14 protein-coding genes are annotated in these 12,971 nt (G+C 69.0%); 11 read left to right on the top strand and 3 right to left on the bottom strand.

The genetic code is table 11. The features are described from left to right. Positions 1 to 258: 258 nt before the first annotated feature. The 4 genes from ACZ6QO_RS07195 (at position 259) to ACZ6QO_RS07180 (ending at position 3,916) form a co-directional block, all read left to right on the top strand. Positions 259 to 1,965, top strand: coding sequence for an alpha/beta hydrolase (locus tag ACZ6QO_RS07195; RefSeq protein ID WP_465848509.1), 1,707 nt, complete (start codon positions 259 to 261; stop codon positions 1,963 to 1,965). 487 nt (positions 1,966 to 2,452) lie between these two features. Continuing rightward, positions 2,453 to 2,674 carry a hypothetical protein gene (locus tag ACZ6QO_RS07190; RefSeq protein WP_465848508.1) on the top strand — a complete coding sequence of 74 codons (222 nt, stop codon included), beginning with the start codon at positions 2,453 to 2,455 and terminating at the stop codon, positions 2,672 to 2,674. Then, complete coding sequence (locus tag ACZ6QO_RS07185) at positions 2,667 to 3,263, top strand: DUF6879 family protein (RefSeq protein ID WP_465848506.1); 597 nt, start codon at positions 2,667 to 2,669, stop codon at positions 3,261 to 3,263. Before ACZ6QO_RS07190 ends, ACZ6QO_RS07185 begins: the two co-directional genes overlap by 8 nt. A 158-nt stretch (positions 3,264 to 3,421) precedes the next feature. Further along, on the top strand, positions 3,422 to 3,916 hold the full coding sequence (locus tag ACZ6QO_RS07180; RefSeq protein ID WP_465848505.1) for a DUF6082 family protein: 495 nt from the start codon (positions 3,422 to 3,424) through the stop codon (positions 3,914 to 3,916). Here the strand turns inward: ACZ6QO_RS07180 and ACZ6QO_RS07175 are convergent. Next, positions 3,876 to 4,085, bottom strand: a complete 210-nt coding sequence (locus ACZ6QO_RS07175; RefSeq protein ID WP_465848504.1) for a hypothetical protein — start codon at positions 4,083 to 4,085, stop codon at positions 3,876 to 3,878. The two genes, ACZ6QO_RS07180 and ACZ6QO_RS07175, sit on opposite strands and share 41 nt — an antisense overlap. Positions 4,086 to 4,113: 28 nt before the next feature. Then, positions 4,114 to 4,533 carry an ATP-binding protein gene (locus ACZ6QO_RS07170; protein WP_465848502.1) on the bottom strand — a complete coding sequence of 140 codons (420 nt, stop codon included), beginning with the start codon at positions 4,531 to 4,533 and terminating at the stop codon, positions 4,114 to 4,116. Between the two features lie 263 nt (positions 4,534 to 4,796). Here ACZ6QO_RS07170 and ACZ6QO_RS07165 point away from each other — a divergent pair, with 263 nt between their 5' ends. The 3 genes from ACZ6QO_RS07165 (at position 4,797) to ACZ6QO_RS07155 (ending at position 6,872) form a co-directional block, all read left to right on the top strand. Beyond that, complete coding sequence (locus ACZ6QO_RS07165; RefSeq protein ID WP_465848501.1) at positions 4,797 to 5,615, top strand: helix-turn-helix domain-containing protein; 819 nt, start codon at positions 4,797 to 4,799, stop codon at positions 5,613 to 5,615. Between the two features lie 11 nt (positions 5,616 to 5,626). Beyond that, positions 5,627 to 5,830: a DUF397 domain-containing protein gene (locus tag ACZ6QO_RS07160; protein ID WP_465848499.1), complete on the top strand. Its 204-nt coding sequence runs from the start codon at positions 5,627 to 5,629 to the stop codon at positions 5,828 to 5,830. Between the two features lie 526 nt (positions 5,831 to 6,356). Continuing rightward, on the top strand, positions 6,357 to 6,872 hold the full coding sequence (locus tag ACZ6QO_RS07155; protein ID WP_465848498.1) for a hypothetical protein: 516 nt from the start codon (positions 6,357 to 6,359) through the stop codon (positions 6,870 to 6,872). A 226-nt stretch (positions 6,873 to 7,098) separates the two neighbouring features. Here ACZ6QO_RS07155 and ileS read toward each other — a convergent pair whose 3' ends face one another. Then, positions 7,099 to 10,257: an isoleucine--tRNA ligase gene (ileS, locus tag ACZ6QO_RS07150; RefSeq protein WP_465848496.1), complete on the bottom strand. Its 3,159-nt coding sequence runs from the start codon at positions 10,255 to 10,257 to the stop codon at positions 7,099 to 7,101. Between the two features lie 346 nt (positions 10,258 to 10,603). On the opposite strand from ileS, the gene ACZ6QO_RS07145 reads away from it, so the two are divergent. The 4 genes from ACZ6QO_RS07145 (at position 10,604) to ACZ6QO_RS07130 (ending at position 12,935) form a co-directional block, all read left to right on the top strand. Next, a complete protein-coding gene (locus ACZ6QO_RS07145; protein WP_465848494.1) occupies positions 10,604 to 10,873 on the top strand; it encodes a DUF167 domain-containing protein in 270 nt (89 codons plus the stop codon). 94 nt (positions 10,874 to 10,967) lie between these two features. Further along, positions 10,968 to 11,372 carry a TraR/DksA family transcriptional regulator gene (locus ACZ6QO_RS07140; protein WP_465848665.1) on the top strand — a complete coding sequence of 135 codons (405 nt, stop codon included), beginning with the start codon at positions 10,968 to 10,970 and terminating at the stop codon, positions 11,370 to 11,372. Continuing rightward, the gene (gene lspA, locus ACZ6QO_RS07135) at positions 11,345 to 12,013 is read left to right on the top strand and encodes a signal peptidase II (RefSeq protein WP_465848493.1); all 669 of its coding nucleotides are present in this window, start codon (positions 11,345 to 11,347) and stop codon (positions 12,011 to 12,013) included. The genes ACZ6QO_RS07140 and lspA overlap by 28 nt, the downstream gene beginning before the upstream one ends. Continuing rightward, positions 12,006 to 12,935 carry an RluA family pseudouridine synthase gene (locus tag ACZ6QO_RS07130; protein WP_465848492.1) on the top strand — a complete coding sequence of 310 codons (930 nt, stop codon included), beginning with the start codon at positions 12,006 to 12,008 and terminating at the stop codon, positions 12,933 to 12,935. The genes lspA and ACZ6QO_RS07130 overlap by 8 nt, the downstream gene beginning before the upstream one ends. Positions 12,936 to 12,971: the final 36 nt, after the last annotated feature.

The raw sequence follows: 12,971 nt of genomic DNA, 5'->3' as shown, positions 1-12,971 counted from the left end.
TCCGTCGGTGGTCGGGCGGAGGCCGCAGGCGCGGCGAGGCCGTCACGCCGTGTCATGAGGGCATCCGCTTCCTCAATGGGCTGGTCTCCACCTTAGGACCTTTCCGATCTTGACGGTGCCGGTTTGCGCGGCCGGGACGGGCTCCGCATGGCGGGCGCGGGCCCGGGACGTAAGGAGGAGCCGTTGATTTGCCGATCATGACGTAGTTATCGGGGCGTCGGGCCGAGGGAGCGAGGCCCGGCGTCGCAGGATCATGGCATGCGCCAAGTGAGAGCCGTCCTCGCGGCACTGCTGGCCGGGACCGTGACCCTGCCGCCGCTGTGCATCACCGCCCCTTCCGACGCGTCGACGTACCCGCCGGTCCGCGCGCCCGCCCCCGCGTGGTCGCACACCCCCGCCCCTTCGAACGCGTCGTACCCCCCGGCCCGCGCCCCCGCGTCGTCGCCCGTCTTCGGCCCCGCCCTCGCGTCTTCGCCCGTCTTCGCTCCTGCCCCTGCGTTGTCGCCCACCGTCGCCCCTGCCCCCGTGAGCGTGCCGCCGTACGCGCCTGTCCCCGCGCGGGGCGGCGTGGCGGAGGGCGCCGAGGAGTGTCCGCCCGGCGCCGTCTGCGGCGCCCTGCGTGTGCCGCTCGACCGGGACGACCCGGCGGCCGGGACGACGGCCGCGGCCTACCGGCTGGTGTACCGGCGCGACACCTCCCGCGCGGCCGAAGGGACGATCGTCCCCAACCCCGGCGGACCGGGCATGGCGGTCATCGGACACCGCGACTACGCCGGACGGTACCGTGACCTGCTGCAGGACCACGACCTGCTGCTCGTCGACCCGCGCGGCGTCGGCAGGTCCGATCCGCTGACCTGCCGGTCGGCCGGATGGGACGATCTGCGCGGCACGCACACGTCGGCGGTCGCCGCCGCCACGGCGTGCGGCCGCGAGCTCGGCGCCACCCTGCGGCACTACACCACGGCGGCCGCCGCAGACGACATCGACGCCGTCCGCGCGCACCTGGGCATCGACCGGCTCGACCTGCTCGGCCAGTCCTACGGGACGTACCTGATGACGGTGTACGCGCGCCGGCACCCGAGCCATGTCCGCTCCATCGTGCTGTCCGGCGCCTACCCGTTGCGCTTCGACATGCTCGGCGGGCCCTCCGCGCGCGCCATGCGCAGAGCCCTGCGCCTGCTGTGCCACCGTTCGCGCGGCGCGTGCGACGGGGGAGAGGTGCTGGGCGATCTGTCGGTCCTGGCCGCCCGGCTGGACGAGCAACCCGTGCGGTACGGCGCGGGCGCCGTCCTGGACGAGACCGCGCTGGCGAGCACGGTCTACAAACTGACCTCGGGCCGGGTGGACCTGCTGGGCCGGCTGCCGTCCGCACTGCGCGCGGCCGTTCACCGTGACCTCGGCCCGCTGGAGGAGCTGGCCGGACAGGTGCGGCCGATCAGCGGCTCCTCCGGCGGCGGCCGCTTCAGCATGCCGATGTACGTGACCATCGCCTGCAACGACTACCCGGTGCTGTGGGACCGGCGCGCCTCGGTCCGCGTGCGGGCCCGGCAGTACGAAGCGCTGCTGCGCCGCCTGGACGCCCGGGACTACCGGCCGTTCAGGCCGGCCGCCTGGGTCGACGGCATCGCCGACCTCGGCGACCTGTGCGTCGGCTGGCCGGACCGCCGCGAGCGGACGCGGGACCGTCTCGGCCGGACGCCGGACGTCCCCGTGCTGGTGCTGACCGGCGAGCTGGACACCGGCACCCCGACCGAGGAGGCGCTGCAGGCGGCCGACCAGTACCGCCGCGCGAAGGTCATCGAGGTGCCGAGCGCCGGCCACGTCGCCGAGAACGACCCCCGCGCCGGAGCGTGCGTCGTCTCCCTGGAAACCCACTTCATCCGCCACCGGCACATCACCGCCCCCGCCTGCCTACGCCACATCCCACCCGTCCCGGTCGACCCTGTGAACCACCCGTTGACCTGACCGGCATTTCCGCTCCCGCTCCGGCATAGCGCCGTCGCGGACAATTCAGCCGGACGTTTTGGTGGATCATCCCCATCCGTGCCGTGCCGCCTTGGCTGGCAGCGTGAGAGGCGGAGGCCGCGCCGGCGCGGCCTCCCCGGCGACGGGAAGGGGCACGTAGTGCTGGTCACGGCGAAGGCGGCGCACCCTCTTCGCTCACCGGATCACTGTAAAGGGGTGTGGCGACATTTCGCGGTCCAGGAGGGCGGCAGGTGCGCCGATCAGTCCCGTTCGGTCGATAGACGAATAGGTCGTCCCTATTCCTGGCCATTAATCGGCAAACAACCAAAGGCGCCGTCTGAGGTGAACATGGCGAGCCGGATGTCGCCCCGGCGTTCGTTGTCCGTGACCGGGTGGCATGGGAAGCTACGGTCACTGCCCCGATGACTGGAGGACACGATGGCCCGGCCCTGGGAAGCGAATCCATCGGCGGAGTTCGAACGCCGCCTTGGCAAGGTCGGCGCTTGAGCTGGGAAATACCAACAGCAGCCCGTCGTGTCCCGATATATGGGAACTGGACAATGGAGACTTCGCCATCATCGGGCGCGACGTCACGGTCTCCTACACCGGACGCCTGCCCCACGATGTGTCCGTCGCCGCCGACGAGCGCATCGTTGTCATCCCGCGTAACATGCTCATCGCCGCGAAACCGGAGATTCCTCATGCTTGACCGGGTCCGCGGCATCCCAGGACATCGCCTGGGGGCTGCCGCCTATCTCGATGAATTCTGGCCTTACTTCGACAGACTCGATGGGCGAACGTTGTGGAAGCTGGAACGCGCTCAGAGCTTCCAGGAGCCCGACGTTCCCAGCTGGGTGGCCATGGCCGAGGGCGATTGGGAACGCGCACTCGCCCTCGTGGAGGAGATGCGCCGTGCTGTCACTTCGGAGCAAGGCCCTGATCTGCGCAGACTTCGTATCGTCGAGAAGCCGATCACTCCGTACCTGCAATGGGAGATGCAGATCCTGAGAATTCGTGTGGAGGCCGGAGAGAAGATCCGGGTCCTTCCCGTCGATTCCATCGCCCACCTGGAGCTTACCGCTGAGCTGCCGGAAGTGGTCATCCTGGGGTCGCTGACCATGTACGAGGTCTTGTACGACGATGCCGGAATCCTCAGCGGCGCCCGGCGTATCGATGATCAGCCGGTGCTCGACGCCTGTCGTGCGCAGCTTGCGGAGTTGTACGACAAGGGAGAGGCTTTGTTGAGCTATTTCGACCGGGAGATCGCGACTCTTCCTCCCCCGACGGTCACGACCTGATCCGGAGGGCATCCGCACGTGCCGCAAACCCGCCTGTCCGCTCGGTTACTGGCGCGTGGCCTCCCTCGAAGCGCTCTCATCACCGTCCTGCTGCTGATCGTGGTCGTCTTGGTCTCCACTCTGGTCGCACTGTCTCCGCTCGCGCTCACCAGATGGCGATGGAGGATCCGCTCTACCGGCGCGCGTGGGGCCCTTTCTTCGAGTCCGACGACCGTGACGGGCCGCGCGAGCACATGTATGTCAACCTGATCGTCTCGCAGTGGGCCATGGAGTACGAGCTGCGCGCCATCACCGACGAGCATCTGCGCTCCATCGCCCACCTGCTGCTCTCCGGACCGGCGGGCCGCCGCTACTGGGCCAACGTGCGTGATCTGCGGATCAACAGCACCTCCACCCGCCGTGAACGCCGGTTCCACGAGATCCTCGACGAGGAGTACCACCGTGCCGGTACGTTCCCTTCGCCCCCTCCCACGCCGAAGTCGGATACGCGTATCGCACCCGAGACGCGATGGGGCCTCCTGGTCCTCGCACTCATGGCCGGCGCCGCGTCGGCCGGGATCCTGCACCGTCGGCTGTCCTCCCGCCACCACAAGATCCAGCATGAGAGCGGGGTCACAGAGCCCTTCTCATCTCGGACTCGACCTGGCGCATGAGGGCGATCAGCTTCTCGTGTGTCGCCGCTTCGACGATCAGGCTCGCCGTCAGGGGTTCACACGAGAACGCGCAGAACTTCCGCCGCCAGGCCGCCCACATGATCACCCAGCCGGGATTGTCCCGCTGCAGCACGTCGGCGACCTCGGACAGGTCGGTGTCGAATCGCAAGACAGGCCTCCGGGAGCGCTTGCGCTGATCAGCGCGATGACACGTGGAGGTGGGCCCAGACCACCTTGCCGCCGGTCTCCGGGTGGTGAAACCCCCACTGGACGCTGAAGGCGTCGACCAGCGCGAGGCCGCGTCCGCCCTCGTCGTCAGGGTCGGCGTCCTCGCGCCGTGGGGGCTCGTCGCTGGAGTCCCATACCTCGATCACGGCATAGGGGCCGACGACGTGCAGGCCGACGCAGATGGCGTTGAGGCCGTTGGACAGCTCGCCGTAGCTCGGGCTGTCGGTGGCGAGGCCGGTCGCCTTGATGGCATTGGTGCTCAGCTCGGACACGACCAGCTCGGCGGTTTCGATGAGGTGGGGAAGCTCCCACCTCCGCAGGAGGTCGTGGACATGCCGGCGGGCGGCGCGTACCGAGCCGGGCAGGGCCGCCAGCGCGAGGCGGCTCACAGGGGGCTCCATCGCCCGGACGCTCGTTGTGTTCACAGTGCTGCCCCAATCAGGAGAGATCTTGGACAGGACGGCGCAGCGCCTGACGGAGTGCCCTTGAGTACTTGACTTCATCTGCGCCGGATCGCAACGCCGAGTAATCTATTGACTACTCTTCGAGTGCGTCAAGGGAAAACGCAAGGTAGGCGTACGCGTTCACGGCATAGAGAGAAGGCTCCTGCATGTCACCCCGAGTGAACACCCCGACCGTCAGGCTTCGACGCTTGGCTTCTGAGCTGCGCAAACTCCGCGCTACCGCGGATATGACCAGGGACGAGGTGACCGAACGCACCGGCATCAACGGCGCGACGCTCTACCGTCTTGAGACGGCCCGTGCTCGTCCGCAAGCGCGCACCCTCAGGACTCTTCTCGACCTGTACAACGTCGACGCGCAGCTACGCGCCGAACTCGTCGCCATCCTGAAGGAATCCAACGAGCGTGGCTGGTTGCATGCTTTCGAGCCGGAATTGCCCGATCAGTACGCGGCCTACATCAGCTTCGAGCAGGAGGCCCGACGGCTGCTCAACTTTGAGTCGTTGTTCGTCCCCGGGCTGCTCCAGACCGAGGACTACGCCCGTGCCGTCATCCGGGGAACGCTGCCCATGGCGAGTCGAGATGAGGTCGAGGGTCGTCTCGAAGCGCGCATCCAACGGCAAGCGCTACTCGCCATGGAGGAGGCGCCACATGTGTGGGCCGTGATCGACGAAGCCGCACTCCACCGCCATGTCGGTGGTAGCAAGGTCATGCACGCGCAGCTTCAACGACTCCTTGAGGCCGCGGAAGAGCCGAACATCACGCTCCAGGTCGTTCCATTCGGCGGAGGCGCTCATCCCGGTATGCACGGCGGCTTCATCATCATGCAGTTCGATCGGGGAAACGCCGACGTCATTTACATCGAGAGTATGACCAACGACCTCTTTCTGGAGAGCGAAACGGACATACAGCGGTATAATCTGGTGTTCGAACATCTTCGGGCTGTCTCCCTGAGTCCAGCGGCCACACGTGCCCTGATGGCTGATGTACTCGCACGGGAGATGAAGTGAGAGGAAGTGGGATGTCAGTGACACCCGACCTGTCCAGCGCCGTCTGGCGTAAAAGTAGCCGAAGTGGCGGCAACGGCGCATGTGTTGAGATTGCCGCGCTTGGCGGCGTCATCGCCGTCCGAGACAGCAAGAACCCCGGTGGTGCCGTGGCGGTCTTCGACGTCAGTGAATGGCGCTCGTTCGTCGGAGGCTTGAAAATCGGCGACCTCAGGTAAATGGCCTGATCGATAGTAAGAGCGGGGGCCCGTACGTCAGGGTCTCCGCTCTTGCTTTCCTCTTCTGACGTATTAGAACAACGCGCCTTCGGGCGGGGGTGATCAACCGGTAGGGGTTTCCGCTGAAGCCGGACTTCTCATCAGGGGATGGCGTGACGGCGGCCACGTCGCGCCCGTCGAGGACTAAATCTTGTCGCAGAGGTACTTTCACAGGTGCCACCCGTCGCTGACCTGAGTCGCGTCGGGCAGCGCCCGTCGTATCGCCTCGCCGGAGGTGAGGCCACCACTTGGAGGGGCGACGATGACTGGGGAAGAAGTGCCGGCTGCCGCGGGTGAGGAGCTCGTCTTCCATGGTGTCCAGCTGGAGGGCGAGAACTATTCGGGGCGTAGGATCTCCTATATATCTGTGGCGAACGGCAGTCGGCTCGTTCGATGCGACTTCCGTGGCACGCGCCTGGTCGACGGGGGACTGGGGGGCGGTCTCCGGCCGAGCGTCTATGTGGAATGTGTTTTCGACGAGTGTAGAGTGAACCGCATCATCCCCGGTCGAGCGACTTTCGTCTCATGCTCGTTCGCCGATGTGAGAATGCGGAACATCGCTTTCTTGGATGCGGAGTTCGTGGACTGCCGTTTCTCGGGTGAGCTTGAGAGCGTCACGTTCTCCGGAAAGCCGTGGGACAAAGACGAGTGGCTCGGCCGGTCCAGAAACGAATATCGCGGAAACGACTTCTCGGCTGCCCGCTTGCGGGATGTCGCCTTTCGCGGGGGTATCGACCTGGACCTGCAGCGACTCCCTGGTGGGTCCGAGCACCTCATCGTCCGTGACGCGGCGACCGTACTGGCGGAAGCCAGGGTCGATGTCGCGAGCTGGACAAGTGAAGATCATCGCGAAACGGCGGAGACGGCGCTGGATGTGTTGGAACGCGATGTGCGTGGAGGGCAGCGAGATCTGTTCGTATCGCGATCGTTTCTGGCTGAAGGGCTACCGGTGACGCTCGCCGAGAGACTCGTGGGCCACCTGCTCGGTGACCACATGTCCTGAAACCGATCCGCCGGGCGGCCAGGCGGTCGTTCGACTGCTCATGCTCCACCGCCGACTGGTCCGCGACCACGAAGCCATGCCGACTCGATACGTCATGACCCACACCGCGATGATCGTCCCCCGCCGCCTCACCCGCGAAGCCCTCCTGTGATCGGGTACGTGAAGGCCCCGAGGTGGTTCGGGGCCTTCACGACTCCTGTCGCGTCCGGGGAAGGGCCGGAAAGGGTCAGCCGGTGGTGCGGGTCAGGTGGAAGGTGAGGCCCAGGTCGGCGTCGCTGTGGGATGGGAGGTCGGCCGGGGGGGTGCCTTCGGTCATGGAGGTGGCCAGGACTTCCTCGGCTACCTTGGCGCCGCCGGTGCGCAGGGCTTCGGCGAGGTCGCCGGAGGCGGTCCACCACAGGTCGATGCGGTCGGTGATGGACAGGCCGCTGGACTTGCGGGCGTCCTGCACCAGGCGGATGACCTCGCGGACCAGGCCGGCGCGCATCAGCTCGGGGGTGACGGTGAGGTCGAGGGCGACGGTCTCGCCGGTGCCCGTGCCGACCGCGCCGGTCTCCACCGCCCAGCCCGCGCGGGGCTGCTCGGTGATGATCACCTCGTCCGCGGAGAGGTCGACCGGCTCGCCGTGCACGAGCACGGTCGCCGTCTCGCCCGCGCGCAGACGCGCGGCCAGGTCGCCGGGGTCGGCCGCGGTGATGGCGGCGGCGACGTCCTTGGTGCCGCCGCCGAACCGCTTGCCGAGCGCGCGGAAGTTCGGCTTGACGGTGAAGGACACCAGGTCGGCGGAGAACGCCGACATGTCCTCCAGCGCCTGCACGTTCAGCTCGTCGGCGATCAGATCGCGCAGCGAGCCGGGCAGCGACGACCACCGCGGGCTGCCGACGAGCGCGCGTCCGAGCGGCTGGCGGGTCTTGACCCCGCTGGACGCGCGCGCCGACCTGCCCAGCTCGACCAGGCGGCGCACCAGCGCCATCTGCTCCGACAGACCGGGGTCCAGCAGGTCCTCGCGCACCTGCGGCCAGGTGGCCAGGTGCACCGACGCGGGCGCCTCCGGCGTGCGCAGCACGTCCCAGAGGTAGTCGGTGAGGAACGGCACGAGCGGCGCCATCAGACGGGTCACGGTCTCCAGGCACTCGTACAGCGTGGCGAACGCCGAGACGTCGCCCGACCAGAAGCGGCGGCGCGACCTGCGGACGTACCAGTTGGACAGGTCGTCGAGGAAGTCGGTGAGCCGCCGGCCGGCGCGCGTGGTGTCGAACGACTCCAGCGCGTCGGTGACCTCGGCCACCGTGCGGTGCAGCTCGGCCAGCGCCCAGCGGTCGATCAGCGGCCGCTCGGCGTGCGCGAGGGCCTCGCCGAGCCGGGACGGCGACCACCCCTCGGCGCCCGCGTACAGGGTGAAGAAGGAGGTCGTGTTCCAGTAGGTCAGCAGGACCTTGCGGACGATCTCCTCCAGCGCGGCGTGACCGACCCGGCGCGGCGACCACGGGGAGCCGGAGGTCGCCATGAACCAGCGCAGGGCGTCGGCGCCGTGCTGGTTCATCAGCGGGATCGGCTGCAGCACGTTGCCGAGGTGCTTGCTCATCTTGCGGCCGTCCTCGGCGAGGATCAGGCCGAGGCACAGCACGTTCTCGTAGGACGACTTGTCGAAGACCAGGGTGCCGACGGCCATCATCGAGTAGAACCAGCCGCGCGTCTGGTCGAGCGCCTCGCAGATGAACTGGCCGGGGTAGGACGCCTTGAAGGCCTCCTTGTTGACGTGCGGAGCCCCCCACTGGGCGAACGGCATGGAGCCGGAGTCGTACCAGGCGTCGATGACGTCGGGCACGCGCCGGGCCTCGTCGCCGCAGACCGGGCACGGGAAGGCGACGTCGTCGACGAACGGCCGGTGCGGGTCGAGCGCCGACAGGTCGCGCCCGGCGAGGTCGCCGAGCTCCTTCAGCGACCCGACGCAGGTCACGTGGGACTCGTGGGTCGTGCACACCCACAGCGGCAGCGGCGTGCCCCAGTAACGCGACCGGGACAGGGCCCAGTCGACGTTGTTGCGCAGCCACTCGCCGTAGCGGCCCTCCTTGATCGTCGAGGGGTACCAGTTGGTGCGGTCGTTCTCGGCGAGCAGGCGGTCCTTGATCGCGGTCGTCCGGATGTACCAGGCGGGGAGCGCGTAGTACAGCAGCGCGGTGTGGCAGCGCCAGCAGTGCGGGTAGGAGTGCTCGAAGTGGCTGCCCTTGAACAGCAGGCCGCGCGTCCGCAGGTCCTCGGTGAGGCCCTCGTCGGCGTCCTTGAAGAACGTGCCGCCGACCTGCGGCACGTCGGGCAGGAACCGCCCGTCCGGGCCGATCGGGTTGACCACGGGAAGGCCGTACCGCTTGCACACCGTCATGTCGTCGGCGCCGAACGCCGGCGCCTGGTGGACCAGGCCGGTGCCGTCCTCGACGGTGACGTAGTCGCCCAGCACGACGAAGTGCGCGGCGGGGATGTCCACCAGGTCGAAGGGCCGCGAGTAGGGGACGTGCTCCAGCTCGGTGCCCGGGAAGCTCTCGCCGGCCGTCCAGCCCTCGCCGAGGGCGCTCTCGAGCAGCGGCTCGGCCACGATCACCGGCCGCTCGCCCTCCTTGGCGGCCACCACGTAGGTCACCTCGGGGTGGACGGCCACGGCGGTGTTGGACACCAGCGTCCAGGGCGTGGTGGTCCAGATGAGCAGGTCGGCGCCCACGAACCGCCCGGAGGTGACCGGCATGCGGACGTACACCGAGGGGCTGGTGATGTTCTCGTACCCGCCGGGCTGGCCGAGCTCGTGGTCGGACAGGCCGGTGCCGCAGCGCGGGCAGTACGGCGTGATGCGGTAGTCGCGGAACAGCAGGTCCTTCTCCCAGATGACCTTCAGCGACCACCAGACGGACTCGACGTAGGCGGGGTCCATCGTGAGGTAGGCCTGGGACATGTCGACCCAGTAGCCCATGCGCTCGGTCATCTCTTCGAAGGCGTCGACGTGGCGCCGCACCGACTCGCGGCAGCGCTCGTTGAACTCGGCGATGCCGTACGCCTCGATCTGCGGCTTGCCCGACAGGCCGAGCTCCTTCTCGACCGCGACCTCCACCGGCAGGCCGTGGCAGTCCCAGCCGGCCCTGCGCGGCACGTTGAACCCGCGCATGGACTTGTAGCGGGGGAAGACGTCCTTGAAGACGCGGGCCTCGACGTGGTGGACGCCGGGCATGCCGTTGGCGGTGGGCGGGCCTTCGTAGAACACCCACGACGGGCCGCCGGCGTTCTGTTCGAGCGACCGCTCGAAGACCTTGCCGTCGCGCCAGCGGTCGAGCACCTCCGCCTCAAGGGCGGGCAGGTCGACCTGCGCGGGAAGAGAGCGGAAGTAGGGTGCGGACATCGGAGCGGCAGACCTCCACGCGAGCGTTTCTCCATGGCGTGGAGGGACGAGGCCCCGGGCCCCGCGGTACCACCCTCCTTGACCCCGCCCGCGAGATCTCCGCGAAGGAGATCTCCCGAAAAGAGGCCCACTCTTGTCACCGCTGCCGGTTCTACTGGGCCACGCGACCGTCGATCGGGACGCGGCCGTTCCTCCGGCGGCTCCGGGGTGATCTTCCCTCTGGGCCTCGCCCCGGGCTCGCACCGTCCCCGGGTCGCTCGTGCGAGGGGGATCGGAGGTACTCGTCCCCATCAACGCCTTGCAAACTGAAACGATATCCCACGATGGGAGAGGAGCCGACACCTTTATGAGGCTGGCGATCAGGGTGCGGCCGGGGGCCGCCCGCGAGTCCGTCGGCGGCGTCTACGGCGAGGAGGCGATCGTGGTCAAGGTGAACGCCCGCGCGGTGGACGGCAAGGCCACCGAGGCGGCCCTGCGCGCGGTCGCCGGCGCCTTCGGCGTGCGCCGCGCGGACGTACGGCTCGTCAGCGGTGCGACAAGCAGGGACAAGGTCGTGGAGATAACCGGTAACGACCAGGAATTGACCGAAAGGGCTGCGGTGTTACGGATGGCGTAAACGGTCGGCGCGTCGTTTGTTCTTCGGATATGGCCGACCTATGCTTCCCGCACTGCTCAACAGGTGGAACGGCGAGGAGGCCGCTATGGCCGGTATGACGCGGGCGGACAAGACCACCGCCACGGAGACGAACGGCGCTGCCGGCTGGACCGCGGAGGAACTCTCCGAGGTTCGCGGACGCCTGCTCGGCGAGATCGAGGAGCTGAACGCCGAGGTCGCGCGCGCGGAGTCGCAGATCGCCTCGGGCGACATCAGCGACAGCGCCGGCGACGACCAGGCGGACGCCGGGGCCAAGACCTATGAGCGTGAACGTGAGATCGCCCTTACCCTGAATGCGCGAGATCTGATCGCGCAGAACGAGCGGGCGGTCGCCCGCATCGACGCAGGAACATATGGAGAGTGCGAATCGTGCCACAAGCCGATCGGCAAGGAGCGGCTGCGGGCGTTCCCGAGAGCGACGCTGTGCGTCTCGTGCAAGCAGCGGGAGGAGCGCCGCTGAACGCCTCGCCGGAGGTTCCCCCCTCGCCGGAACCGCCGCGCCCCGCCTCGGGACGCGGCGATGAGCCGCGTCCGAAGCGCATCGGCGCCCTCGCGGCCCTGGCGGTGCTCATCTACGCGCTCGACCTGGCCAGCAAGACCATCGTGGTCGACGTGCTGGAGGGCCGCGAGCCGGTCCGGGTGATCGGCGAGGTGCTGCAGCTGCGGGTGATCCGCAACTCCGGCGCGGCGTTCAGCATCGGCACCGGCATGACGATCATCTTCACGGTCATCGCGGCGGGCGTGGTCGTCGCCATCCTGCGCACGGCGCGGCAGCTGCGCAGCGTCCCGTGGGCGGTCACCCTGGGCCTGCTGCTCGGCGGCGCGCTCGGCAACCTCACCGACCGCGTCTTCCGCTACCCCGCGCCGTTCCAGGGGCACGTCGTCGACTGGATCGAGGTCTTCCCGGTCACCGGCTTCCCGGTGTTCAACGTCGCCGACTCGGCGATCGTGTGCGGCGGCATCCTGGCGGTGTTCCTGGCCTGGCGCGGCTACCAGATCGACGGCACGCGCGCCGGCGACGAGACGTCCGCCACGCCCGACGCCGACGCCGCCACGCCCGACGCCGCGTCGCGCGGTGAGGAGGGCGGGACCCATGGGTGAGCAGCGCAGTCTCCCCGTGCCCGACGGCCTGGAGGGCGAGCGCCTGGACGCCGCCCTGGCGCGGCTGTTCGGCTTCTCCCGCACGCGCGCGGCCGAGCTGATCGCCGCCGGCGAAGTCCAGGTCGACGGCGCGGCCGCGGCCAAGTCCGACCGCGTCCACGCGGGCGCGTGGCTGGACGTGGTGATCCCGCCGCCGCCCGGCCTGCCGGTGCCGGTGGCCGAGCCGGTCCCCGGCATGAGCATCGTCTACGAGGACGACGACATCGTCGTGGTGAACAAGCCGATCGGCGTGGCGGCCCACCCCACCGTGGGCTGGACGGGCCCGACGGTCGTCGGCGGCCTGCTCGGCGCCGGGCACCGGGTGGCCACCAGCGGCGCGGCGGAGCGTCAGGGCATCGTGCACCGCCTGGACGCCAACACCACCGGCGTCATGGTGGTGGCCAAGAGCGAGGTGGCCTACTCCCGGCTCAAGCGCGCCTTCAAGGAGCGCACGGTCGACAAGCACTACCACGCGCTCGTCCAGGGGCACCCCGACCCGCTGCGCGGCACCATCGACGCCCCCATCGACCGGCACCCGGCCGGCGACGGCAGGTTCGCCGTCGTCGCGGGCGGCAAGCCGTCGATCACCCACTACGACACGATCGAGGCGTTCCGGGCGGCGTCGCTGCTCGACATCAAGCTGGAGACCGGCCGCACCCACCAGATCAGGGTCCACATGTCGGCCACGCGGCACCCCTGTGTGGGCGACCTCGCCTACGGCGCCGACCCCAAGCTGGCGGCCCGTCTCGGCGTCACCCGCCAGTGGCTGCACGCCGTCTCGCTGTCGTTCGACCATCCGGCGAGCGGCGAGCGGGTGACCTTCACCAGCGACTACCCCGAAGAGCTGGCCCGCGCCCTGGACGCCGTCCGCGCCGAGTCCTGACCCGCCCGCCGCCGGGCGGGCCACTGCGGTCAGACG

The organism is Sphaerisporangium sp. NPDC049457 (assembly GCF_055586705.1).
Note: the sequence above shows the minus strand (reverse complement) of the source record. Positions and strands in the feature narration are given on the sequence as shown.